This is a genomic window from Gracilibacillus thailandensis, assembly GCF_010994055.1.
In the GTDB taxonomy this organism is placed as follows: Bacteria; Bacillota; Bacilli; order Bacillales; family Amphibacillaceae; genus Gracilibacillus; species Gracilibacillus lacisalsi.
The window spans coordinates 1-24,240 of sequence record NZ_WJID01000074.1 but is presented as its reverse complement, the minus strand read 5'-3'; the positions used below and the strand labels follow the sequence as shown (position 1 = coordinate 24,240).

At 37.2% G+C, this 24,240-nt stretch carries 24 protein-coding genes and 1 riboswitch; of the genes, 3 read left to right on the top strand and 21 right to left on the bottom strand.

What is annotated here, in order from left to right; translation table 11 throughout:
* Window positions 1–121: 121 nt before the first annotated feature.
* On the bottom strand, window positions 122–286 hold the full coding sequence (locus GH715_RS18265; RefSeq protein ID WP_153836654.1) for a hypothetical protein: 165 nt from the start codon (window positions 284–286) through the stop codon (window positions 122–124).
* A 308-nt stretch (window positions 287–594) separates the two neighbouring features.
* Between GH715_RS18265 and GH715_RS18260 the strand changes: the two genes are divergently transcribed.
* Window positions 595–1,377 carry a TIGR00266 family protein gene (locus GH715_RS18260; protein ID WP_153836653.1) on the top strand — a complete coding sequence of 261 codons (783 nt, stop codon included), beginning with the start codon at window positions 595–597 and terminating at the stop codon, window positions 1,375–1,377.
* 102 nt (window positions 1,378–1,479) lie between these two features.
* Here GH715_RS18260 and GH715_RS18255 read toward each other — a convergent pair whose 3' ends face one another.
* From GH715_RS18255 to GH715_RS18200, 12 genes are all read right to left on the bottom strand, one after another.
* Window positions 1,480–2,280: a DUF4097 family beta strand repeat-containing protein gene (locus GH715_RS18255; protein WP_153836652.1), complete on the bottom strand. Its 801-nt coding sequence runs from the start codon at window positions 2,278–2,280 to the stop codon at window positions 1,480–1,482.
* The gene (locus GH715_RS18250; RefSeq protein WP_153836651.1) at window positions 2,277–2,834 is read right to left on the bottom strand and encodes an HAAS signaling domain-containing protein; all 558 of its coding nucleotides are present in this window, start codon (window positions 2,832–2,834) and stop codon (window positions 2,277–2,279) included. The genes GH715_RS18255 and GH715_RS18250 overlap by 4 nt, the downstream gene beginning before the upstream one ends.
* Window positions 2,827–3,150: a PadR family transcriptional regulator gene (locus GH715_RS18245; protein WP_018932110.1), complete on the bottom strand. Its 324-nt coding sequence runs from the start codon at window positions 3,148–3,150 to the stop codon at window positions 2,827–2,829. Before GH715_RS18245 ends, GH715_RS18250 begins: the two co-directional genes overlap by 8 nt.
* Before the next feature lie 507 nt (window positions 3,151–3,657).
* On the bottom strand, window positions 3,658–3,897 hold the full coding sequence (locus GH715_RS18240; protein ID WP_018932111.1) for a MerR family transcriptional regulator: 240 nt from the start codon (window positions 3,895–3,897) through the stop codon (window positions 3,658–3,660).
* 23 nt (window positions 3,898–3,920) lie between these two features.
* Entirely contained in the window at window positions 3,921–4,649 is a 729-nt protein-coding gene (locus GH715_RS18235) for an exonuclease domain-containing protein (protein ID WP_153836650.1), read from the bottom strand.
* Entirely contained in the window at window positions 4,643–5,605 is a 963-nt protein-coding gene (locus tag GH715_RS18230) for a DUF294 nucleotidyltransferase-like domain-containing protein (protein WP_153836649.1), read from the bottom strand. The genes GH715_RS18235 and GH715_RS18230 overlap by 7 nt, the downstream gene beginning before the upstream one ends.
* Before the next feature lie 35 nt (window positions 5,606–5,640).
* Window positions 5,641–6,906: an ammonium transporter gene (locus GH715_RS18225; protein ID WP_153836648.1), complete on the bottom strand. Its 1,266-nt coding sequence runs from the start codon at window positions 6,904–6,906 to the stop codon at window positions 5,641–5,643.
* 338 nt (window positions 6,907–7,244) lie between these two features.
* Window positions 7,245–9,170, bottom strand: coding sequence for a fructose-specific PTS transporter subunit EIIC (locus GH715_RS18220; RefSeq protein WP_153836647.1), 1,926 nt, complete (start codon window positions 9,168–9,170; stop codon window positions 7,245–7,247).
* A gap of 443 nt (window positions 9,171–9,613) precedes the next feature.
* On the bottom strand, window positions 9,614–10,789 hold the full coding sequence (locus GH715_RS18215; protein ID WP_153836646.1) for a BglG family transcription antiterminator: 1,176 nt from the start codon (window positions 10,787–10,789) through the stop codon (window positions 9,614–9,616).
* Window positions 10,746–11,234 carry an HTH domain-containing protein gene (locus tag GH715_RS18210; protein ID WP_153836645.1) on the bottom strand — a complete coding sequence of 163 codons (489 nt, stop codon included), beginning with the start codon at window positions 11,232–11,234 and terminating at the stop codon, window positions 10,746–10,748. Before GH715_RS18210 ends, GH715_RS18215 begins: the two co-directional genes overlap by 44 nt.
* A 114-nt stretch (window positions 11,235–11,348) precedes the next feature.
* A complete protein-coding gene (locus GH715_RS18205; RefSeq protein WP_018932118.1) occupies window positions 11,349–11,504 on the bottom strand; it encodes a hypothetical protein in 156 nt (51 codons plus the stop codon).
* Between the two features lie 127 nt (window positions 11,505–11,631).
* The gene (locus GH715_RS18200) at window positions 11,632–11,844 is read right to left on the bottom strand and encodes a CDGSH iron-sulfur domain-containing protein (protein WP_153836644.1); all 213 of its coding nucleotides are present in this window, start codon (window positions 11,842–11,844) and stop codon (window positions 11,632–11,634) included.
* Window positions 11,845–11,956: 112 nt separating this feature from the next.
* Between GH715_RS18200 and GH715_RS18195 the strand changes: the two genes are divergently transcribed.
* The gene (locus tag GH715_RS18195) at window positions 11,957–12,325 is read left to right on the top strand and encodes a carboxymuconolactone decarboxylase family protein (RefSeq protein WP_153836643.1); all 369 of its coding nucleotides are present in this window, start codon (window positions 11,957–11,959) and stop codon (window positions 12,323–12,325) included.
* A 34-nt stretch (window positions 12,326–12,359) separates the two neighbouring features.
* Here GH715_RS18195 and GH715_RS18190 read toward each other — a convergent pair whose 3' ends face one another.
* From GH715_RS18190 to GH715_RS18180, 3 genes are all read right to left on the bottom strand, one after another.
* Window positions 12,360–13,547, bottom strand: coding sequence for a hypothetical protein (locus GH715_RS18190; protein ID WP_153836642.1), 1,188 nt, complete (start codon window positions 13,545–13,547; stop codon window positions 12,360–12,362).
* 415 nt (window positions 13,548–13,962) lie between these two features.
* Window positions 13,963–14,868 (bottom strand): homoserine O-acetyltransferase MetA, encoded by a 906-nt coding sequence (metA, locus tag GH715_RS18185; protein ID WP_153836641.1) that lies wholly within the window; start codon window positions 14,866–14,868, stop codon window positions 13,963–13,965.
* Window positions 14,869–15,037: 169 nt separating this feature from the next.
* On the bottom strand, window positions 15,038–15,646 hold the full coding sequence (locus GH715_RS18180; protein ID WP_153836640.1) for a YpjP family protein: 609 nt from the start codon (window positions 15,644–15,646) through the stop codon (window positions 15,038–15,040).
* A gap of 438 nt (window positions 15,647–16,084) precedes the next feature.
* A riboswitch (SAM riboswitch) is annotated at window positions 16,085–16,190 on the bottom strand.
* A gap of 172 nt (window positions 16,191–16,362) precedes the next feature.
* Here GH715_RS18180 and GH715_RS18175 point away from each other — a divergent pair.
* Complete coding sequence (locus GH715_RS18175) at window positions 16,363–17,187, top strand: MBL fold metallo-hydrolase (RefSeq protein WP_153836639.1); 825 nt, start codon at window positions 16,363–16,365, stop codon at window positions 17,185–17,187.
* Between the two features lie 493 nt (window positions 17,188–17,680).
* Here GH715_RS18175 and GH715_RS18170 read toward each other — a convergent pair whose 3' ends face one another.
* The 5 genes from GH715_RS18170 to yfkAB all read right to left on the bottom strand — a co-directional run bounded on the left by GH715_RS18170 (window position 17,681) and on the right by yfkAB (window position 23,847).
* Window positions 17,681–19,084, bottom strand: coding sequence for an MDR family MFS transporter (locus tag GH715_RS18170; RefSeq protein ID WP_153836638.1), 1,404 nt, complete (start codon window positions 19,082–19,084; stop codon window positions 17,681–17,683).
* 186 nt (window positions 19,085–19,270) lie between these two features.
* The gene (locus GH715_RS18165; RefSeq protein WP_163578751.1) at window positions 19,271–19,870 is read right to left on the bottom strand and encodes a response regulator transcription factor; all 600 of its coding nucleotides are present in this window, start codon (window positions 19,868–19,870) and stop codon (window positions 19,271–19,273) included.
* Window positions 19,867–21,000, bottom strand: a complete 1,134-nt coding sequence (locus GH715_RS18160; RefSeq protein WP_153836637.1) for a sensor histidine kinase — start codon at window positions 20,998–21,000, stop codon at window positions 19,867–19,869. Before GH715_RS18160 ends, GH715_RS18165 begins: the two co-directional genes overlap by 4 nt.
* 179 nt (window positions 21,001–21,179) lie before the next feature.
* On the bottom strand, window positions 21,180–22,232 hold the full coding sequence (desA, locus tag GH715_RS18155; RefSeq protein ID WP_153836636.1) for a Delta(5) desaturase DesA: 1,053 nt from the start codon (window positions 22,230–22,232) through the stop codon (window positions 21,180–21,182).
* Between the two features lie 481 nt (window positions 22,233–22,713).
* Entirely contained in the window at window positions 22,714–23,847 is a 1,134-nt protein-coding gene (gene yfkAB, locus GH715_RS18150; protein WP_153836635.1) for a radical SAM/CxCxxxxC motif protein YfkAB, read from the bottom strand.
* Window positions 23,848–24,240 lie beyond the last annotated feature (393 nt).

The window sequence follows — 24,240 nt, the reverse complement described above, 5'->3', positions numbered from 1 at the left end:
ATCACTCCAGGAAGCACCACCACATTTAGTATAGAGCCATAATCTTTTTAAAAAACAAAAAACCTCCTAATAATTATTAGGAGGCTCTATCTCAGCTAGTTCTCATCAGATAACTAGTTGCTTATCTCATCTCTTTACCAGCAATTACCGGTTGTGCTTGCGTGTTTGTTTCTAAATTCATATCTACTTTTAGTTTTTTTCTGCGTGACGTAATTTTTTCAATTGCAGATAAAACTAGAAAAGTAAGCAGAATAGTTAGAGAAACCATGTATAAAGAAGTTACCATAGTCAACTATCCCCTTTCCTAAAAAAATTGCTTCATTTATTAATGAATTCAAGTATATAGTACCATATATTATCTATTTGTAAACATATTTTGCGAAATTCTTTTAAATTCTTTTTCATTCTCCGCATTTTCCTCATATGCTCTAAATTTGCTATTCATCTTTAATCAATAGAAATGCGCCAATATCAACATTTTTATAAAAATATTGAATATTTATTCACTTGTTTTTGAATTTTCTGACAACTTGAATCTTATTTGTGATAAGATACGTATATATAAATAACCTAACACAAAGGAGCTGAACGGAAATGAACAATCATGAAATTGACTTTCAATTATATGGAGACGATATGCAATTTGTCGAAGTCGAGTTAGATCCACAGGAAACAGTGGTTGCTGAAGGTGGTAGTTTAATGATGATGGATAGTGACATCTCAATGGAAACGATTTTCGGGGACGGGTCTTCCAATCAAGGAGGACTGGTTGGTAAATTACTTGGTGCTGGAAAACGAGTTATTACAGGTGAGAGTTTATTTATGACAACATTTACGAATCAGGGGACCGGTAAAAAACATGTCTCCTTTGCTTCCCCTTATCCAGGGAAAATCGTACCCATGGATTTAAGTGAATTAAACGGGAAAATTATATGCCAGAAAGATGCTTTCTTAGCTGCTGCTAAAGGAGTAGCTGTAGGTGTTGAATTTCAGCGCAAAATGGGGACTGGATTCTTTGGTGGAGAAGGTTTTATCATGCAAAAGTTAGAAGGAGATGGCATGGCATTTGTTCATGCTGGAGGTACCATTCATAAGCGTGAGTTACAACCAGGCGAAAAGCTACGTGTCGATACTGGATGTTTGGTTGCTATGACTGGTGATGTGGAATATAACATTGAATATGTTGGTGGTATCAAAACAGCACTATTTGGTGGAGAAGGGATTTTCTTTGCAACTCTGTCAGGGCCAGGAACTGTATGGGTGCAATCATTACCATTTAGCCGTCTCGCAAGTAAAGTATTTGCTGCATTACCTGAGAAAGGTGGAAATAAAGGTGAAGGTGGTATTGGTGGGGTATTTGACTTATTCAATAAATAATAATAAATCTTATAGATAATGGAATTTCCAGGAGTGAACGTCCATGGTTCACTCCTGCATAATTATCACAGTGCTAATCCTTTAACTAATCATAATCACACTTTATTGGGTAACGGTAATACTTCCATTTTTCGTACTTAATTTCACCAGGTTATCCCCATCCCCAACTATCGTATTGTAATCAGAATCTCCAAATAGATTAACCCTTCCATTATTAACCTTTGTATCAATAACAGCATTCGTAGGCTCTTTTGCACTCTGAATCTTAATCCTTCCATTATCTGTTTCAAAATTAATGTTACGATCCAAATTATTCGTTACTAAGGAAATTGCTCCATTATTCGCTCTAGCAGCTAATTCCCCTTCTACATTTTCAAGGTTAATCTTACCATTGTAAGTTCTCAGTTGATATGAATCAGATACGATATCACTAAGCTCTACTTTTCCATTTTTGGTTTCTACATTTACCTCTTTTACCATTAAATCTTCCGCTTGCAAGCTTCCATTACTAATATCGACTGCTAAACGTTGATATTCTTGTTCAGGTAAATGAACTGTTAATGTTCGTGAGCTATTAAAGAAGTTGAAACTAAACCATTTTCCCATCTCATTTTCTGTATGAATAGATAATATATCATCTTCTTCCTCTACAACTAATTCCGTACTAGAATGACTATCTTCTGTTCCTGTTAACTCTACTTTTGGAACAGGATCGTTTGTAGGTATGATTTCTACTTTTTCATTTTGCATATCGATTTCAATGGCAGTAATTTCAGTGTTTTCTAATTCCTTTGTTACAGCAAGAGTCGTTGGCTCATAAAATCGGTAAGAAATGATGCTACCGATTCCGCCTACTAGTAATAATGTGCAGGCAATCATAATAATTCTCTTTATATTTGTCATGATTTCATTCCACCTTTAACAAGATTTACATTATAATTCAAATATTTGATCAGACCTTTTGTCGAAAAGCGGGTGACATAAAGCATTCCAATCGCAACTAATAATCCCAGTCCACATAATGTAAGAGAAAAAAATAGGTCAAAGAATTCAAAAGTACTAGGAAAAACAGCTAAATTAATCAAGAATAATAGCGGAGACAGTATGAAAGCTCCACCTGTCACCCATCCTGCCACAATCAAACTGACTAGGGCAATAAAAGGCCCGAGAACAATCACTAAGTTAAAAAAACTTAGCCCAATAACTGCCCAAACAGCTTTTAATACATTACCGGCAGATGAAGTGGACTCCACTTTTTCTACATAGTAGCTTGCTAATATTTCTTTCTCAATTTGACTTGGTGAACCTAACGAATGAGCGATTTCTTCTTCTGTCTTCCCTTCCTCTCTACCAATCTCGAAGTGCTCATTGAAATCTTGCAAAATATCTTGTCTTTCTTCTTTAGAAAGCTTTTCTAGTCTCGATTCTAGACTCGTTAAAAATTCCTTTTTATTCATTACTAACACCTTCCTTAATTATATGATTTACCCCTTCAGAGAATTGCTGCCATTCTTTGAGTAATTCATACAGATAATCTCTTCCTTTATCCGTCAATTTGTAATATTTACGAGATGGTCCTTCCACTGATTCCTGCAAATAAGTCGTAAAATACTCCTCCTTTTTCAATCTCCTTAATAAAGGATAAACAGAACCTTCCGATATAGCTATTCGATCTGATATTTTTTTGACTAGCTCATAACCATAATGATCCTGCTTATTTAACAAAGCAAGTACACATAATTCTAGCGCTCCTTTTTTAAATTGGATATTCATGTTCGCTTACCTCCGATTTTCTTGCCACTACTATACATTAAACAGTACTGGCATACAATTAGTACTCTGTAATTAAACTATACCACCAACTACTGTATAATGCAAGGTACTATTTTTTTTATAAGTGAAGGGGAAAGATACAAACTGCGAAATAGTGAAAATATTATATAGTTACAAAATGGCTTTCGGGGATATCCTTTGTTGTTCCAAGGATATCTCCTTCCCTTCCATGGATATAGTCGTTTATCCCCGGAAGAGAGGATCTTTTCCTCGGAACAGAATGACGCTTCCGCGGATATCCTTTGCTATTCCGGGGATATCTTCTCCTCTTCCCTGGATATAGTCGTTTATCCCCGGAAGAGAAGCCTTTTTCCTCGGAACAGGGTGGCACTTCCGGGGATATCTCTTTTCCATATCTATATTACTTTGCAGTATACGTATATTACTGTGCATAACGTTTAGGCATTAAAAAACCCCCTTTTTGTTTCATTACAAAACGGGGGTTAATTAATCTTTTAACATCGCCTTGATACCAGCAATGTTAATTCCTTGATCAATCAATTCTTTTATTCTCTTTAATCGTTCGATATCCTGTAAAGAAAACATTCTCCTGTTACCTTCATTTCTAGCTGGGGAGATTAAGCCTTGTTCTTCATAGTAACGAATTTGCCTTCCACTTAATTTGGTTAGCTCTTTTACGACACTAATTGGAAAGGTGGCCATATGATCTGGTATATCATGATTCACGTTCTTTTCCTCTCCTTTCAGAATTAAGGCAAACTAGCAATATGCGTATAAATATCTTTTAAATTAGTGAAGCCCATTTCTTCTACTTTCTTTACATTTTCTGACCATAATTTAGCAGTTGCTGCAGCATCATATAACGCATGATGCCTACGGCCAATATCTACTCCGTAGTGATCACACCATTCATCTAATGTCACGAATGAAACATCTGGAGACACAACCTTCGTTAAAAAAGAAGTATCTATAATCCGATGCTGAAAACTTGTTTTCAAAGCTGTCCAGCTTGCATGTTTCATAAATTGCTTTTCATGACTCGAATGATGGGCAATCAAAGTATCACTACGAACAAATTGGAAGAATTGCCTTAACACTTCTGGCAATGGTGCTGCTTGACTTAGTTCTGCTTGAGTGATCCCGGTTAAAGCTGCAATTTCTTCTGAAGGAGGTAATTCACTATAAACCGTTTTATAAAATAACTGGTCTCTTAAGACTTCTGATCCTTTCATTTTCACTGCACCTATCGAGAGAATACGATCACCATTGTAAGGATAAAAGCCAGTTGTTTCGATATCAAACACTACTACAGCTAAGTCTTTAAAAGGTGTATTCAACACATCTTTTTGCTTCAATTCTCTTTGCAAATTACGCATATAGGCAATCTTTCTAGCATCTGTTTGACTTGTTACAGGATTCATATCATTCATTTTCCCTGACATCTGCTTAATAAATTGAAGCATTTGATTCATTACCATTTAGAACACTCTTTTTCTATCGTATTTTTTGCCTGCTGAAATAGTTCCGCACCTTTTTTCATGTATTCCTTCAACTCCTGTTTGTCTTTTTTTGATAATTTCTTTAAAGGAATATAATGTACTTCTTCATATTCAGTTGCATCTTTGGTGAACTGAAATTTAAAAGCTAGCAAACTTTCAAACAGTCTGTGATACTCAGATAAAAAGGAGTATTTCTCCTTAAGAGCTGCAAACCTTACAAGAGTTGGTGCTTTCATAATATGGTTACATAAAACTAATAATCGTAGTGCATTAACATATGGAAACAATGCGGTCGTTTTAATATTAATCTGACCTGTTCTTTTTCCTGATTGTTGCGGCAATAACTGACCAAATACTCCTACGCCTTTTTGTATAAACCCTACATTATCCACCAGTCTATTCATAATTTCTGGGTGACTTTGAATATATGAAAATGTTACTTGTTTAACATCCTCCAGTAATTTTCCTTCCCCTAATAAGACACGTGAATCAAAGAAAGTGGAGAAATGGCGTAATGATTGCCAGCTTTCTTCATCAAGCCAGTCGCTGACTTGCCGCTTCCAATCTTCGATTGATTTTGTCCACCGTGATTCCGATGCCATCACTTTACCTTCACACCGCTCATAACCGACTATTTCCAAACCATCGACAATCTCTGCACCTAGCTTTTGAAAATAGGCTTGATGTTGTTCAGAACCATTAAAAATAATACCATGATCCTGATCACTCCATATGGATTGTTCCCTTCTACCGGCACTACCCATCAGAAAAAAAGCGAAGGGAGCAGGGACTTCACCCTGCTCTACCTTAACTTTCTCAAGTGCTAATTGTACGGTTTTCAGCATTAAATCATCGTGAAAATCGTTTAATTGTTCATGGTCCATTTGTAGGTGAATCTGCTGTTCACGCCATTTCCTTATGTCTTCGTAACTCATGACGGAGGTCATCTCCTTTATCGAAGAACGATGCATTATTTTGCTTGTTCATTCGGGTGTGGAATGTTCTCAGGATAACCATAGCTACCATGCTCACTCATGTCAAGGCCAATGATTTCCTCTTCTTCAGAAACTCTTAGTCCACCCATTACTTTATCCATAATCTTAAGGAGAATGAATGATACAACAAATGCATAAGCACCAGATGCTACAACGCCCAAGATTTGAACACCTAATTGCTCGAATCCACCACCGTAAAATAAACCTGGTTGACCCCAATCCATGCCGACTGATAATTCATGTGTAGCAAAGAAACCAGTGGAAATTGTACCCCAAACACCGACAGTACCGTGAACTGATAATGCGAAGATTGGATCGTCAATTCGAGCACGATCAAAGAATCGCATACTTGCGTAAACGATCAGACCACCAATCGCACCAATCACTACTGCTGCCCATGGTTCAACGAAACCACAAGATGCTGTAATGGCTACCAGACCAGCTAATGCACCATTTAGTGTCGTTGGGACATCTGCTTTTCCTGTTACTGCCCAAACAAGTAACATTGCTGCAATTGCACCAGCTGCCGCTCCTAATTGTGTATTCAAAATAACATAACCAAAGAATGCATCACTTACACCAAATGTACTTGCACCGTTGAAACCAAACCAACCTACCCAAAGTAGTAATACTGCTAATGCTGTATATACTTGGTTGTGTCCTGCTAACTCATTAGAAGAGCCATCTTTATTGTATTTACCTATACGTGGTTTTAAAATAACTGTTGCTGCTAATGCTGCCATTGCACCTGTTAAGTGAACAACTGTCGAACCAGCAAAGTCTTGTTTACCGTGGTCAGCTAACCAACCGCCACCCCATATCCAGTGAGCAACCACCGGATAAACTAAAGCTGAGAACAATACAGCAAATATAACATATGCTGATAATTTTGCACGTTCTGCGAAACCACCAAATGCAATCGTTAAAGCGATAAGTGCGAACATCATTTGGAACATAAAATCAACTGCTGGGGATAACCCTTCTTCACTAAATGATGTGTCACCATAGAAGAAATCAGATAAACCGATAAACCAGTTACCTTCTCCATATATAAATCCCCAACCGACAGCCCAGAATACGATTGAGCCGATTCCAATGGTGAAGATTGTTTTACCTGCAATGTGGCCAGCGTTTTTCATTCTAGTAGAACCAGCCTCAAGTAAAATAAATCCACCAATCATTAATAAAACTAAAAAAGTACCAATAATGACCCATAAATTATCCATAAGTACAGTTTCCATAATCCTTTCCCTCTCCTTGTAAATAATATTAACATCAACTGTTAAATACAGTGTAAGCTGAAATCTAAAGCTCCACAATTTTTGTGTAAGGTAATCTAACAAGGTTTTTCGTAGAGGGTAATTTGGATCAGATTAGCATAAGAAACTTGAGCAAAGTGTTTTTTTCACAAAGTTAGTTGAGGCCGTGTCCGCAGAAGGAATTAGTTGGAGCTTTGCAAATACACATAAAACATATCAAAATAACTACTTACTTCGCTTAACAAGGTCATTGCACGATTTTATACTTTCTGGCAATAAAAAACCCCTTTCTCCAAGTTAACTGGAGAAGGGGGTTACTGTTATTGTATTTGATCTAATAATTGATATGCTTCTTCCTCAGATTTCACATTTAACAGTTGCTCCCTAAATTGATCATCCATTAATTTTCTAGAGAGCATTTGCAGAATCTTCAAATGCGCGTCTCCTTCCACATGCTTCGGTACGGCAATCATAAAGATCAGTTTCGCCAGAGAATCATCAGCACTATGCCAATCTACTCCATCTTTCTGAAGGCCGAACACAACGCGTGGTACTTTCACTGCATCTGATTTGCCATGAGGAATAGCTACATTCATACCGATACCTGTAGAGCTTTCTGCTTCACGATCTAATATTGCTTTTCTGAAGTCCTCTTTAGAAGTTAACACATCATTTGCATCTAATTTTGCAATCATTTCATCAATAACTTCATCTCTGTCATTTGTTTTTATCTCTGTATCGATTAAGTTAACATTTGTAATATCTGTTAGTTTCTCGATTTGTTGCACTGATTGCGTGACAGGTTCATCATTTATTTCTTCCTCTGCTTCTTCCAATACTGGATTATCTACATCTTTTTTCAATAATTTGATCATGAACGCTGTCACTACCGAACCGATAATAATGGCAACGAAGAACATCAATACATTGTCAACTGCTCCTAATACTCCAACGATAGGTCCACCGTGCGCTACACTATCTCCAACGTTACTTAACATCGCAATAACTGATCCTGTCATCGATCCAACCATAATACTCGGGATCACACGCAAAGGATCCTGTGCAGCAAATGGAATCGCACCTTCCGTAATACCGAAGAATCCCATTGTTAAAGATGCTTTACCAGTTTCTTGCTGGGCTTGTTCAAATTTATTTTTGAACATTATTGTTGCCAAACCTAAACCAATTGGTGGCACTGCAATCGCAACTGCAATTGGGCCCATGATTTCATAATTACCTTCCCCAATCATGGCGGCACCAAATAAAAAGGCTACTTTATTAACCGGTCCACCCATATCAAATGAAATCATCGCACCTAAAATAAGTGCTAATAAAACCGAGCTTGTTCCTTGCATACCTGCAAGCCAACCTGTGAGTGATTCAAAAATTTGTGCTACTGGAGCACCAATTAACAATACAAAAAGAAGACCTACTACCAAAGAAGATATTACCGGAATAATAATGATTGGCATAATGGGTTGTACCATCTTTGGCACTTTTATTTTCTTAATCCATAACGCCACATAACCTGCTAAGAAACCTGCAATAATACCACCAAGAAAACCTGCACTTGCTTCACTCCCATAAAAACTGCCATTTGCTGCAATATAACCGCCAATCATACCGGGTGCAAGACCAGGACGATCCGCTATACTGTAAGCAATATAACCAGCAAGGATTGGTACCATAAAGCTAAATGCAGCAGCACCAATCGATTCTATCGTTTTCCAAAAGGAATCCTCTGGTATTGTAATTCCGCCTTCTCCAGGATTACCACCTATAGTTAAAGCAATGGCAATTAATAAACCACCTACAACGATAAATGGCACCATAAAGGAGACACCATTCATTAAGTGACGGTAAATTGGATTTTGCTTCGTTCCTTCTGAAGCAGTCGGCATTTTTTCTTTTTTACTACTTGCTTCCCCCTTATGAACAGGAGCATCATCACTTAATGCTTGTTTAATTAAGTGCTTAGGGTTTCGAATCCCTTCCTGCACACCTGTAGCTACTAATTTCTTCCCAACGAAACGGGATTTATTAACCGTTTTATCAGCCGCAATGATGATCGCATCTGCTTCTTCAATTTCAGCAGCAGTTAATTCATTTTCTGCCCCAATTGAGCCTTGCGTTTCCACTTTAATATCTATATTCATCTCTTCTGCTGCTTTTTCCAAATTCTCAGCAGCCATATACGTATGCGCAATCCCATTAGGACAAGATGTAATCGCTAATATTTTTGTCATTTGTAACACCTTCCCTTGTTGTATTTACCCATAGTATACCCCTAAATAGGCTTATCAAAATAAAAGAAACTTACCACTACTTCCGGCAAAAATGATTTTTTTAGTTCAGATGAACAGGGAAAATTGCCCCATTTGTTATCATGAGAAAAACTGTTTCAAAACCAGGAAAGCCCACCTGGTCCTGTCCAAAGTAGTTATTTTGACATGAATAATAGACGTAACAACCGCTGCGTTTGCCCACTTCGCCATCCACGGGAACTGTTTTACCTGAAGATCCACTTTTTCAAGCGGTTTTTTGCTTGGAAAAGTTAGCTGAAGGTAACCCCCACGGACAGGGAAGTGGGTAGCCGAAGCGATTCGTGAAGTCGCCTAGTTTTTGGCGCTATATATGATTTCCTAGACAATAAGAAATCCTTACAATTCTTAGAACTGCAAGGATTTTTTTAATCTATTATAGCTAAAAAATCATCCACATCTGTTACAGCGGACAGTTTGGCAACCTTCTCAGGATTGCCTGCCAACCTAGATAACTGGTGGAACAGCTTTCTTCTTTTATCGGATGGCTCCTGTTTTAATACGAGAAAAAAAACTAAAGAGACTAATTCCGTTCCCCATGTAATCGGTTCTTTTAACGTTGCTACTATGATGACAGATTCTTTCACCAAATTTGGGTCCCCATGTGGAATGGCAATCCCACCACCAATTGCTGTAGCTGCTGCTCGTTCACGAATTAGCGCTTGATGACCATAATCCTCTTCTACCAAGCCATCATGAACTAATCTCTCTGACAATTTCTCTATTAATTCGAAGCGATGTTCTATAGCTAAATCTAAAAATACATAATCATCTTTTAGATAACTTCTTAATACAGCATCACGATTACCTTGGCTCTTTCCAAGCAAGGCATTTCGAAGCTTATTCTTGTCATGCTCGTTAAAAAGAGGGGTAATCATCACATATGGAATAGTTTCACTCTCTATAGGCATGGTCGAAACAATTAGGTCTACTGCCTGTTCTTTTAAAAACAGTTCCAATTTATTTTGTGGAAGTGTTGCAATAATATCGATTTCATGAAACGATGCAGCAATTTTCGAACGTAATATTTCTGATACGCCAATACCCATATGACACACAATTACTATTTTCTTGTTAAATTGTCGTTCCCCTTTTATTCGTTCCAGTGAAGCTTGATAATGCAAGGTTAAAAATGCCACTTCATCTTCTGGAATTTTAAATGGCAATTCCTCTTCCATATCCTGCAATGCTGTAATTAAAGCATCAAACATAAATGGATACATCTGTTTAATATCTGCCGCCAACGGATTTTGAACAGGGAGTTCATATTTCAATCGATTGATAACCGAATAAAGATGCACCTTTAATCCATCTTTTAATGTTTCATCCTGACCAAAAGGCATTAATGCTAAAACACTCAGCCGTTTGGTCAACACTTCTGTCAGCCATTCTGCTTGTTGGTCAACATCCGCATCGAAGTGAGACACATCACCATGCCTTTCCTGAAACTTTGCACCTAGAAATTGCATCGTTAAGTATACCTTTTCCTGTTCTGGGACTTTAATAAGAAAGATACGCTCTAAGTCCTGTACTAATTTCTCCATCCATTGAAATTCTTGTTTCTTTGTTATAAAAGTTAGTTTTCAACCATGTTTCCATCTCTTCGATTACTTTTTTTATGGCAGAGTGTGACACAAAGTAGCGATCTGTTAACTGTTGAATGGAGATATTTTCATGAATAAGAAGCTGAAATAATATTTCTTTTTGTTCTAAAACGTGCAAAACACCTCTTTTCTCCCTATTTTCAGACTGTATGAATGACAATATCTCCTGCTTCTCATTATCAGATATTTCAATCGATACACCGACACCAGGCTTTCTAATCAATCGCCCATTACTTTGTTCTTTTAAAAACGATTCCACTATTTGCAAATCATTACGAATTGTTTTCTCTGAACAATTTAACTCTTCGGCCAAATGTTGCACTAAAGCTACTTGTCCATCTGCTAGCAATAATTTTTTTAAGAGAATCCGCTGCCTCTCCTTCATGAAAACACCTCCATCTCCAACACAACAATACTACAAGTCACATGCAACCGCAATGGCAATCAAAAGGAAAAGGCACTAACCGAACTGGCTGTGCCTTCTGCTTTACTATTTCAATTATAACAATCTACCAAAGACGTAGGTGATGAGAAACCACAAAATCCCAAAGAAAATAATTAAATAGGTTATATATTTAATTGCAGCAACGCCAACCTTACTAGAGTCTGATTTCTTCTCTTTTCTTTCGACTTCGATATCTCTGTGTTGCGTCATAAATAATCATTCTCCTCTCTTTTAGTAGCGTTACTGATGTAATACCACATAACGAGAGTTTAAAACAACATACTTTCAAAATAGAAAAAAGCATTAGCACACAAAATTCTTTGTGTGCTTGTCAAACTTACTTCGCTCTGATTTGGTCCTGAAAACCGATTTCTTTATGTGATCCATCACAGAACGGTTTGTTTTTGGATGCACCACATCGACACAAGGAAAATTTTGGTTTTGTTTCGAATGGATTTCCCTCTGCATCCACTAATTCAACATCTCCTGTTACCAAAATCGATCCATTGTCCCTTACCTTTAATTGTACTTTATTGTTAGTTTCACTCATCTTTTATTACCCCCTCTACAAATTTTAACTGAGTGTCCTCGCTTCTGTCTATCATCACTTGTATAAAATATTATGCTTTTTCACACATTAAAATGAAAGGCGGGATAAAAAGATGGAAAATCATGAACATGTAAACTATTTTGATCAATCAATAGCAGATTTCAAACGTGGTACTAGAAGAATGGAAGAATACTTACCGGAAATGACAAGAGGATATTTTGAGTTTACCGAAGAGGCATTTAAGGATGGAACAATTGGTAAAAAAGAAAAGCAACTCATGGCGCTAGCGATTAGTATTTATGCTCAGGACGAGTATTGTATTATTTATCATTCAAAGGGTGCTGTAGAAAACGGCGCTAGCCAGGAGGAACTAATGGAAACAATTGCTGTTAGCGCCGCACTAGGCGGAGGTGCAGCATTCGCCCAGGCCGTAACCCTCGCCACAGACTCCTATGCGCACTATCAACAAAAACTACATTAAGTATAACCGGGCCAATCTTGAGCCCGGTTTTTCATTAAGATCTTATTTCGAAGTTTGTTGTTTCTTTTTCTTTCCTTTTTAACTGCTCATATCGCTGTTTTTGTCGATATCCATAAGTTGCAGAAAGTATTGTTTCTTCGCTTTCTAAAGCAGATCCTAAAGCACCGATGATTGTTGCAAAGCTGGTGATAATCCACGCTATGTAAAAGTAATTACTGTAATTAACGTGAGAACTTACTTGTGATTCTAACATACCAATAGGAATGAATAAAAAAACAGCAATTAAGAACAGAAGGTATAAGTTTAAATAGAATAATGTAACTGAAATCACCAATGTACAAACCGTGGTTATATTGTATAACATTCTTTTTAAGTTATTTGTTTCAATTCTTGGAGATTCCCATAATTTATGAGCGACGATAATCCAAGTTACCATCGCAATAATAGACACAACACTTAATATAATCATACGCCACGTATCATATGCACTCGCTAACATCCATGAAGTCGGAAAAATTAAGGCGTAAGTTCCAGTGGTAAATGCAACAACCATTACTTTTATGAAAGATGGAAACATTCTACAAGGACGATTCGCCCGTACCATACCAGGTAAAATTCGTAAGCCACCTAAGTATCTTGAAGGAATAGTGAAACGAACATCGATATTTTTCTCACCATTTAGAGGTGTTTCTCTTCTAACTGGAGAGAACCTCTCTAGCCCTTTTTTGCTAACTAATATATAACCATTAACAATTCTTAGACCGTCTTTAGCTGCTTCCTCTATCTTATCTGTCAATTTTTGTTGGTCTTCATCAGTGACTCCTCTGTACATTTCATTGACTAATTGGATAATAGATGCCCTAATTCGTTTGACCATTGGGGTAGATCCAAGAGCAGGTAAACTAAGTAATGCTATATTCTTTTTTTCATATGCTTCAGCAAGCACAACATTACTATTATGGAATAACGGTAAATCTGTTAAACAAATCAAAAAAACATTATCATATTCTTGTGCATTTTCTAATATTGATTCCAAAATCTCCCTTGCATTCTCTGTCGATCCTGTTAAAGGATCTGTTTCGTGTTCAAATTCCCAATTTACTGTTTCATCAACATAATACTCCAACAAGGAAGGCAAATCACTTTTCATTTCATCAATGACATCATCTGCAAATCCTGGAGCGGTAATTATTTTTATCTTTTTATTAGAACTAGTCAACATCACTCACCTCATACAAACCATTTACTAATGTTTTACACAAAGTTTGTGATTTAAAACCATTTTATAGTTATTCATTCTAAATAAGGAAGCGTTATACTAATTAGGGGTTTTACCTTCAGCTAACTTTTTGAGGTTTTATACAATGTAAAATAAAAGATGTAATGTCCGTACGTTAAAAAAATATAGAACGTTATTTAGCGCAGGCGCCCACTTCGACTCCTGTGGGATCAGCGTGATCTGAAGATCCACTTTTGTAAAGCGATCTTCTTTACAAAAGTTAGCTGAAGACACGCCCCACGGAAAGCGAAGTGGGCCAGCCGGAGCGATGCTTTCCGTCTACATATCATTTCAAAATGTTTATAAACAAAAAAAGCTTAAAACCTATTCCATTTACTTAATAGGTTCCAAGCTTTGTTTACAATTCATAAGGCGTTTCCTGATAAACATAATAATTTAGCCAATTAGAGATCAAAATATTAGAATGTGTGCGCCAGCGTAATTTTGGTGTTTGATTAGGATCATCATTCGGATAATAATTTTCTGGTATGATCGGGTTTAGTCCAGCTGCCATATCCCGATCAAACTCTTTCTTTAATGTTAAAGCATCATATTCTGGGTGACCTGTAACAAAGATTTGTTTACCATCTGTTGAGGCGACCATATATACTCCCGCTTGCTCCGATTCGCTTAATATCTTCAAACTCGAGACCTTTTCGATATCTTCTTTTCGTATATCAGCATGACGTGAATGGGGCACTAAAAACTCCTCATCAAAACCACTGACTAACTTCTCACGTGGATCATTGAGCGCATGTGTATAAATGCCTGATAATTTTTCCGGCATCATATATTTATCCACCCCGTAATGATAGTAAAGGCCTGCCATTGCACCCCAACAAATATGCAGGGTAGAGGTGACATTCGTTTTACTCCACTCCATAATTTCAGACAGTTCTTCCCAGTAATTCACTTCTTCGTAAGCTAGTTTTTCAATTGGTGCACCCGTAATGATTAGTCCATCATATCTATTAGCCTTTACATCATCAATCGATTTATAAAATTGCTTTAAATGTTCTACCGATGTATTTCTAGAAGTATGTGTACTCGTATGCAACAATCCTACCTCTAATTGTAATGGGCTATTTCCTAATAATCGTAATAAATGGGTTTCGGTTTGCTGCTTTAATGGCATTAAATTTAAGATTAATATTTTAAGTGGCCGAATGTCTTGTTTAAATGCCCGGCTTTCATCCATAACGAAAATATTCTCTTCTTGTAACTTACTCTTAGCTGGTAATAAATCCGGCACTTTGATAGGCATTTTTTGTGACTCCTTTGTTAATAAATTCCCTAAAATGAAAAAATTCACGATAAAATCTATTTTATCGATATTTCGGATTAAAATAAAGGAAAATGTTTTAAAATTCTGACATATTATATTTCTGATATTATGGTTAAAAAGGATGCCTCCTATACGTAAGGCATCCTATCTATTGCGACATCCATTTTGGTGGTGTATCTTTTCCCCAATAAACTTCTGCTATCGGGAAATGCTCTTCGAATTGATCGTTTTGCAAATGATAGTGGAATTGAAAATAATAACCGTCTTGTGGTCTTCTTAACCGATTGACATGAAACTTTGCAACATTTTCTTTATCTTTTACATGATATAAGTTAAAGATACGCTCTCCATATCCGCCTGAGGGCTCTTCGGCAATCATTAAGTATTGACTTTCTTCCTCGCCAATTTCTTTATATAATGCATCTAATACCGTTTCAAGATTTGGTAAGACAGTTCGAGCAAGATCTCCCTTCACTTTTGCCGAGATTTTTGTACCTAGCTTTGCTTGCACTTGTTCTTTTGCAAGATGATTTAATTCCTCGAGATAAAGTTGATTCGAGTCTTCAAGAATTAGGTTTTCTTCTGTTATCGAATCTTCAATTTCTTCTTTATCTAATTGTTTCGGCTGATCTTCACTTGGCTCAATGTCCTTTTTGCCTAAGTCTACATCAGCATTAATGTAGATAGGGGGAACATATAACCCAAGAGTTAATATCGTCACTAATAAAACGGTTAATTTTTTCATCCACATTTTCATCTCGATCGAACTCCCTCACATCGACTTACTAAAATTTTATCATTTTTAACTAATTTGTCCATACATGTAAAGGGGTTTTTCATTTTTTACATAAATTTTACTTATGTTTGTGCTAAGGGTTGTTCTGCACTAATCACTTCCCTATTAAAGTGTTCATCATATGCATAGACTGTTATGCTTTAATATATAACCTGCTAATGACATTAATTCAAAAAGTGATGATACGTCCCACCTGTTGCGATAACTAGATGTTCCTACAATTAGCTCATCTGTATCCACAATCTCATGAATTAATTCTTTTGAATCCACTTATAATCAGCTGGATCTCAGTTGTACATTCTCCTCGTATTTTAAAATAAAAAATCCTTCCCTATAAAGATAGAGAAGGATTCTACGAGTAATTGCATTACGCTACACAAAAACAATCGCCGTCGAATCTCCCCATCTTCGAATCAATATTGATTCTCTGAAATTGGCACCGGGCACATACGTGCTGGTTGCCGAGGCTTCGCTGGGTCAGTCCCTCCACCTCTCTGGATAAGAAAATCTTGCGTTTTTTTAAATTGTAAGTACATCACTTGGATTTGCTACAAATCATATCATACTACTAAAAAAACAACAAGTACTTTTTAAAATTTTCAGATTATAGTATAAATCTTTTCATTTCACACCAAAATAATGAGGATAGTTTACGCACAAATAAGGTGGGACAAACAATGGATCAAGAACATATTGATAAGTGGAAAGACCTTGAACATGACTTAGACCATGCCATTCCGGAAGAAGTCCTTCCAGATATCGCTTATTACCGGACTCTTGTTGTTAACGTCATCATGATCGGTGCCCCAAATGAAGATTGGGTCTTAATCGATAGTGGCACACGAAAATATCATGATAGAATTCTTCACGCTTGCGAACACCGTTATGGCAATAAACCACCACAGGCAATTATATTAACCCATGGTCACTTTGATCATATCGGTTCCGCGAAAAAGTTGGCAGAATATTGGAACGTACCAATATATATCCACGAAAACGAAATGGATTTTGTCACAGGCAAAAAGGAATACCCTCCAGGAGATCCAACTGTTGGTGGAGGGATGATTTCATTATTATCAACGATATTCCCTACTAAGCCAGAACACTTGGAAGGTCTTGTGACAGCATTGCCAAATGATGGTTCTGTTCCTTTTCTCAAAGATTGGAAGTACATCGAAACACCCGGACACACCGTCGGCCACATCAGTTTGTTTCGTGAAAAGGATCGTTTATTAATTGCAGGTGATGCAATTTCTACTGAGAAACCGGAATCATCCTGGGCAGTGCTTTTCCCTTTACAGCATGTTTACGGACCTCCTGCTTATTTTACAGAAGACTGGATGAGCGCAGAGAAGACTGTCAAAAAGCTAGCTGATTTAGATCCTGACATGATAATCGCTGGCCATGGTTTACCGATGGAAGGCGAGACCATGAAAAAAGAACTTAAGAAACTGGCAGATAACTTTATGGAACAAGCAATTCCTAAACATAAGCGACAGTGATAAAATAGCTACTTATTTATTATATATAAGAGAAACTGAGCAATTCGCTTAGTCGCTTCCTCTAGTAGCTATTGTGAATAATATCAACTGCTTGACCACCACTACGGCTGCCCATTTCCCTCTCCGTCGGGTTTGCCCTTCAGCTAACTTTTTCGAGCAAAACCCGCTCAATAAAGTGGAACTTCAGGTCCCACAGGAATGGAAATGGCCGGCCTTCGTTAAGATCTACTCTACAACGCTCGCATGAGGTAACACGGTTGTTTTTACTCACAAATAGCGATACAATTCGTGAAGTCGCCGAGTTTCTGAGTGCTCGGAGCTAGACAAATCACAAAATTTTCTTATTTGATACATAATACTCTTCAAAATAACTACTTCGCTTAACACAGTCATTACATTGATTTTATCCTTTCTGATAAAGAAAAAACATGAACAGCAATAGATGTTCATGTTTAGCCTCGTTCAATTTTTCTCCTTCAAAGTAGACTACTCACTACTCTGATTCTTTTTCATCATACGGCTTACTGTTTTTAATAAAAAAGGATAGAATTAATCCAATTAAGGTGATAACGGAAAGGACTAAAAAGGCTGTATTCGCGCCAGTTATCCCTGGATATTGATCACCGCTTTGTTCAGCAATTGATTCTGCCTGTGTTAATACGGTTACGATAATCGCTGTACCAACAGATGCTGACACATTACGTAATGTATTATCCATTGCTGCACCATGGGCAATTAGATTTTTCGGTAACTGATTTAAACCAGCAGTCGCTGCAGGCATCATTACCATAGAAATACCTAACATTCTAATTGCAAACACGATTGTCAAATACGTAATCGATGTTTTATCATCTAAAATCGTGAATAGGAATGAACCAATTGTCATTAATGAAAAGCCTACAATCGCAAGCCATCTTGCACCAATTTTATCAAATATCCGTCCTGTTATCGGGGACATAAAGCCGGTAATGAGTGCACCTGGTAAAATAACCAGTCCTGATTGTACAGCCGTAAAATCCCTAGCTTCCTGCATATACAACGGCACAAGAGTTTCAACTGCAATTAACCCCATAAATGCAATCATACCAAGCGTTACTGTTAATGGAAAAATCGAATAAGTAAAGACTCGAAACTCTAACATTGGGTGTCGTAATTTCAATTGTCTTAAAATAAACCAGATCAGTGAAATAACCCCTATTATTAAAACAACTATCGTAATCGGGGAGTCCCAACCATTATTACCTGCACTTGTAAAGCCATATAACAAACCACCAAATCCTAAAGAAGACAAGATAATGGATGGAATATCTAGCTTCGGTTTCGAAATCTCGGTTACATTTTTCATCACAAAATAAGCGATGACGATATCAATAATAGCGATAGGCAATATTATGTAGAATAAAACGCGCCATGAATAATGTTCGGTAATCCAACCTGATAAAGATGGACCAATTGCTGGAGCAAAAGAAATAACTAACCCTACTAATCCCATAATTGATCCTCGTTTATTAACCGGGAATATCATAAGAAATACAGTTTGCATTAATGGTAACATCACACCTGCACCAGCGGACTGGATTACCCGTCCAGCTAATAATACAGCAAAATTAGGTGCTAATGCTGCTACCAACGTACCAATGGTAAATACAGTCATTGCTGTAATAAATAATTGTCTCGTTGTAAATCGATCTATCAGAAACGCACTAATCGGAATCATTATTCCATTTACTAACATAAAAATCGTCGTTAACCATTGTGCTGAGTTAGCAGTAATTCCCATTTCATTCATAATCGGAGGAATTGCTGTAATCATTAGCGTTTGATTCAATATCGCGATAAAAGATCCTGCCAGTAACAATGCAACGATAGTTCCTCGCTTTTGAACAGTTGTAGTCATTCTCTCACTCCCTTATAGTGCGTGTTCAAAAAGCTGCCGAATGAGAAACAAGCCAACAAAGAGATTCGCCGCTTATCATTTGGGTGACTTTTTGAACATCATCTTATATAAATTACTTCTAGTCACGAAAGTTATTGTATGCCCTTTTACATCAAAATGCAAAAAATAGAAACCGAAAAACAGTTTCTATTTTAGCCAGCCCTTTTCATTCACTTTTGCAATCGCCTCAATACGATTATCCACCTCTAATTTATCTAGAATAATAGAAATATAATTCCTAACCGTTCCATTGGATAAAAAAAGTTCTTTTGCAATAGTTTTTGTTGTTTTTCCTTCCGCTAACAATTTCATTACTTCGATTTCTCTTCTTGTTAGAGGGTTCTCTTCTGAAAAAGCGATATCTATTAATTCCGGTGAATAAACACGTTTCCCTCTCATAATTTGGCGAATGGACTGTGCCAAATCCTCACTAGGACTATCCTTTAATAAATAGCCACTAACACCGGCATTTCTTGCTCTTTCGAAATATCCCGGTCTTGCGAATGTCGTGAGGATTACTACTTTACAAGCGTGGTTTCGTAGCTGTTCTGCTGCATCTAGCCCTGTCATTACTGGCATTTCGATATCCATTAAGCAAATGTCTGGCATTTCTTCTTTAACTAATTCCAATACTTCTTCCCCATTATTGGCTTTTCCGACCACTTCCATATCTTCCTCTAAATCCAACAAAGCACCTAGAGCTCCTAATAACAACTGTTGATCTTCAGCTAGCACAATCCGGATCACAGCCCTTCCTCCTCTTCTATCTGTTTCAAAACTTTCGGAACAGATATATACACTTCAAAACCATTCTTTTTTCTCTTGATAGCTAATGTCCCATTGACAAATTCCAGCCGCTCTTTCATTCCTTTTAAGCCATTTCCATAGCTTTCGTTACCCGCATTACCGATACCATTATCAACCACTGCCAATTGTATAGCCTGCTTTGTTTCGATAATGTTAATCGAACAGGAAGAAGCACGGCTATGCTTCACTACATTGGTTACTGCTTCTTTTAAACACATACTTAACACGTTTTCTAAAAAAAGCGGGAGATGACCGCCATCAGCTTCAAATGTAATGTCTGACCCTATTTCTGCAGCATCTAGTAACTGCTTGGCATGTTCCACTTCTTCACTTAATCGGATACTTCTCATATTAGAAACCATTTCGCGAACTTCCTTCAATGCTTGACGAGCCGTATCCTGAACATCTTGCAGCTCTTTCTTTACAGCTTCAGGATCTTTTTCGACTAGTTTGGCAGATAATTCACTTTTTAAGCCTATCATCGATAATTTTTGCCCCAACGTATCATGTAAATCTCTTGCAATCCGATGCCGTTCTTCTATAATCGCTAATTGTGATATTTTTCTATTCGCATCTTCCAACTGCCCTTCCAATTTCTCCTGCTTAAATCGATTATAGCGATTTATCGGGATTAATATAACCCCTAAAATAGTCATAATTAAAAAGGGAATTTGACTTAAAAACAAGGAATAATTTAGTAAGAATCCTGCTGTCATCGCTCCAACAGTTGTGACGAGATGGATAACATACATCGTAATAAACCCTGCTTTACTACGAATATTTCCTATATAAAAAGCAATGAATAGTGCAAAATAAACATATCCAAATAACATCGTCATCATGATATTAATCACAAATTCAATACTTAATCCTATGTATACTAATGGACCGTGCGAATTAAAAGTCATCCAATATACACCAAAAAACAACATGGTTGCGGCTATTCCTGCCGCAATCTCCCAAAGAGAAGTGGAATGGAAAATAAAATAAAATGGCAACACACAAAAAATGATCCAAATATATAAACTTAACCCCGTGTTCCGAGGAAAAATATCATACCAATGCCTCATTGAAATCACCTCACGAAGGACAAACAAGTACATTATTGTTTATCTACATTTTGAAATTTGTCTTTAATTCTGTTTTTATGACAATACTTACTGAATCTCAGCACTTCACTTTCAGATATAAATAACCCCCATCACCATTGTACCAAAAAGAATTGGAACAATGGGACAGGGGGGGATTATCAGAAACGAATTGTCTGCCTACCTTTGGTCGAAGGTAACGAAATATTTGATTTCTTTTTACTTCGCTGTTTCATTTCCTTAAAACTAATAAAAGTCTTTTGCTCTTCATCATATAATCGAAAGCGAATTGACTCTAAACTTGTCTTCAAGGTAATTGTCGTTGCCTTTTGCAATGGCGGTGTTTCTTGGTGCGCCTTCTCCAAATGGTAGTTCGGCACTCTTGGTGCTAGATGATGAACATGGTGATAACCAATATTCCCTGTCATCCATTCCAACCATTTCGGCAACTTATAATAGGAGCTTCCGTCCACAGCTGCCTTCACATAATCCCATTCCGACTCATTCTCAAAGTAGGAATCCTCGAATTGATGTTGAACATAAAATAACCAAATACCAAGAACACCTGCTACATATGCTATCGGTAGTTGGACAAGTAAAATCGCCTGCCATCCTAACGTCAGCACGATAATTGCATAGATTGCAACTAACATAAAATTGATTAAATACGTATTCCAGCGCTCTTTCTTACGAGCATCTTTCCGATTAAAACGATTTTCATACAAGAATAATGAAAATGGACCTAAACCGAACATCACAAAAGGATTACGGTACAGGCGATATTGTAACCTTTGCCATTTACTAGCTTGTTCATATTCATTAACTGTCATAATCCAAATATCACCTGTACCACGTTGATCTAGGTTTCCACTTGTGGCATGGTGAATCGAATGCTCTCTTTTCCATTTTTCAAAAGCAAAATGAGTAAGAACACCTGTCAACGTTCCAATCACACGGTTCCATTTCTTATTTTTGAAAAAGGATTGGTGAGCACAATCATGAAAAATAATGAAGGTCCTTACCATAAATCCTGCTGCAACAACAGAAAATGCGAGACTCAAGAAAATGGAGACCGACAAACTTTGATATGCCAAAAACCACAATATAAAAAATGGTGGTATCGTGTTGAATAATTGAATCATGCTCGTTTTTGTTTTCGATGTTGCATACGGCATGACATCTTTTCTTAATTTCGCTTGTTTTTGCTTACTCATCAACATCCCTACTTTCGAAGCTTACTATATATGCAGTTTACTCCAATTTCAGCTATTTTATAAGACGCAATTGTCAGCACTTTAAAATGACATTTGTCATGTATGTAGTAACATTTTTCCATGATTGGAAATACTATATTCTGCTATTAGCAAACCGACCTACTGCTTTACATAGCATATAGTTTTACTTCGTAAGAATAATGCACAAAGATAAATGTACACGTTGCCAAAAACAACGTGTACACGGTAATACCTTAACAATCTTTCACATAATATAGCTTGAAGTACTCCACAAAAACTCCAAAATTGACTTCCATGCGAATGTAACTTGAACTTTTCACAACTGGCATTACGCTCAAGTAAATTATGCAGTATATTTGTCTATATGTTTTTAATCGAACAACTAGGAATAAAAAAAGCAGCTATATTCCTTCATGAACGTAATACCCCTGTTTCCGTGAAAGAAACAGGGGTATTTTTCTTAAAGGGTGAAATTTGCTGACCTTCTCGTAAAATCAACATCTTGGTAATACGTATTTTTAACCAAAATATTTGGGCCTAAGCATTTAACAGCCGGACAATGGCAGTTCAATGATTTTGCTGTTTTCGATTCCATCCAACGCTCATAAGAAGTTTGTAACGGAGTGTTTTGAATATTACCGAGCGAGGGTTCCTCGTCATCTCCAAAATCGGTCACAATCACTTCTCCAGAAAAAATATTAACATTAAGACGAGATCTCCCGTCCGGATCATTTCGTACCGTTACGTTTTTCTCCTTGTATAATCGTTTTAACAAAGCAAGCTCTTCTTCATTGCTGTTACATGGATAAAATGGCAATGTTCCAAATAACATCCACATTGAATCGTCTCGATGATCGAGAAGCCGCTCAATTCCTTCTTGCATTTCTCTCAAATGAAGTGTTTCCAAGTTGCTGGCAAAATCTACTGGGTACATCGGATGAATCTCATGACGAGCACACCCCATTTCCACAACATGATCGTGAATTGATTCCAAATAAGGAAACGTTCGTTTGTTCAACATTGTCTCCGCTGATACCATTACACCTTCTGCAGCAAGTCTCTGGGAATTTTCAATCATTCGTTCAAAATACTTTCTGCGATTGTCTTCACTTGGCTTCCGCTCCATATTCGCAAAACCTGTTTCCGCAAATTCTTCAGGTGTTCCCCAATTATGTGATATATGTAGTACATCTAAATAAGGGATAATTGCTTCATACCGGGAATAAGGCAATGTTAAATTTGAATTTATTTGTGTCCGAACACCACGCTCATGTGCATAACGAAGCAACGGCACCACATATTCTCGCACTGATTTTTTAGACATCATTGGTTCTCCGCCAGTAATACTTAATGTGCGTAAGTGAGGGATTTCATCTAATCGTTGCTTTAATAAAGAAAAAGGCAATGCATCTGGATCTTTATCACGCAACGTGTATCCAACAGCACAGTGTGCACACCGCATATTACACAAATGTGTGGTGGTAAATTCTATATTGGTTAACGTCATCTCCCCATATTGTTCAACGTCCATGTATGCTTCCCATGGATCATAATCTGGCGTAATCGGACGCTTTACTTCATTTACAAACGTCATAATCGTAAACTTCCTTTCTACTAACCTTCATGACCATTGTAACAAATATATAGACTTTTTTCTTTAGGCTAATAAGAAAAACCGGCACCCCCATCGTTCCTGTCCAAAATAGTTATTGAATAATAGGCGTAACAACCGCTGCGGCTTGCCCACTGCGCTTTCCGTGGGGCGTGTCTTCAGCTAACTTTTGTAAAGTGATCCCACAGGAGTCGAAGTGGACGCCTACGCTAATTAATGCTCTACAATGAATATACTCGCTGACATTCCAATTTTATTACACAGGTTAAGAAAGCTCGAGAAGTTAGCAGTCACAAACGTTGTAGAACAGTTCCATAGCGGAGGCCGTCCACTTCCACTCCTACCGGATGATTTTCGACTAAGATCCACTTTGGC

Bases quoted from the DNA above. Each gene is read 5' to 3' on its own strand.
- GH715_RS18250 (WP_153836651.1), bottom strand. From the start codon at position 2,834: ATGAATAAAAAGGAATTTTTAACGAGTCTAGAATCGAGACTAGAAAAG.
- GH715_RS18245 (WP_018932110.1), bottom strand. From the start codon at position 3,150: ATGAATATCCAATTTAAAAAAGGAGCGCTAGAATTATGTGTACTTGCT.
- GH715_RS18195 (WP_153836643.1), top strand. From the start codon at position 11,957: ATGGAAAATCATGAACATGTAAACTATTTTGATCAATCAATAGCAGAT.
- metA (WP_153836641.1), bottom strand. From the start codon at position 14,868: ATGCCTATCAAAGTGCCGGATTTATTACCAGCTAAGAGTAAGTTACAA.
- GH715_RS18255 (WP_153836652.1), bottom strand. From the start codon at position 2,280: ATGACAAATATAAAGAGAATTATTATGATTGCCTGCACATTATTACTA.
- GH715_RS18220 (WP_153836647.1), bottom strand. From the start codon at position 9,170: ATGACAAAAATATTAGCGATTACATCTTGTCCTAATGGGATTGCGCAT.
- GH715_RS18260 (WP_153836653.1), top strand. From the start codon at position 595: ATGAACAATCATGAAATTGACTTTCAATTATATGGAGACGATATGCAA.
- GH715_RS18225 (WP_153836648.1), bottom strand. From the start codon at position 6,906: ATGGAAACTGTACTTATGGATAATTTATGGGTCATTATTGGTACTTTT.
- GH715_RS18175 (WP_153836639.1), top strand. From the start codon at position 16,363: ATGGATCAAGAACATATTGATAAGTGGAAAGACCTTGAACATGACTTA.
- GH715_RS18265 (WP_153836654.1), bottom strand. From the start codon at position 286: ATGGTAACTTCTTTATACATGGTTTCTCTAACTATTCTGCTTACTTTT.
- GH715_RS18205 (WP_018932118.1), bottom strand. From the start codon at position 11,504: ATGACGCAACACAGAGATATCGAAGTCGAAAGAAAAGAGAAGAAATCA.
- GH715_RS18180 (WP_153836640.1), bottom strand. From the start codon at position 15,646: ATGAAAATGTGGATGAAAAAATTAACCGTTTTATTAGTGACGATATTA.
- GH715_RS18215 (WP_153836646.1), bottom strand. From the start codon at position 10,789: ATGGAGAAATTAGTACAGGACTTAGAGCGTATCTTTCTTATTAAAGTC.
- GH715_RS18160 (WP_153836637.1), bottom strand. From the start codon at position 21,000: ATGAGGCATTGGTATGATATTTTTCCTCGGAACACGGGGTTAAGTTTA.
- desA (WP_153836636.1), bottom strand. From the start codon at position 22,232: ATGAGTAAGCAAAAACAAGCGAAATTAAGAAAAGATGTCATGCCGTAT.
- GH715_RS18210 (WP_153836645.1), bottom strand. From the start codon at position 11,234: ATGAAGGAGAGGCAGCGGATTCTCTTAAAAAAATTATTGCTAGCAGAT.
- GH715_RS18200 (WP_153836644.1), bottom strand. From the start codon at position 11,844: ATGAGTGAAACTAACAATAAAGTACAATTAAAGGTAAGGGACAATGGA.
- GH715_RS18230 (WP_153836649.1), bottom strand. From the start codon at position 5,605: ATGAGTTACGAAGACATAAGGAAATGGCGTGAACAGCAGATTCACCTA.
- GH715_RS18190 (WP_153836642.1), bottom strand. From the start codon at position 13,547: ATGTTGACTAGTTCTAATAAAAAGATAAAAATAATTACCGCTCCAGGA.
- yfkAB (WP_153836635.1), bottom strand. From the start codon at position 23,847: ATGACGTTTGTAAATGAAGTAAAGCGTCCGATTACGCCAGATTATGAT.
- GH715_RS18235 (WP_153836650.1), bottom strand. From the start codon at position 4,649: ATGGTAATGAATCAAATGCTTCAATTTATTAAGCAGATGTCAGGGAAA.
- GH715_RS18170 (WP_153836638.1), bottom strand. From the start codon at position 19,084: ATGACTACAACTGTTCAAAAGCGAGGAACTATCGTTGCATTGTTACTG.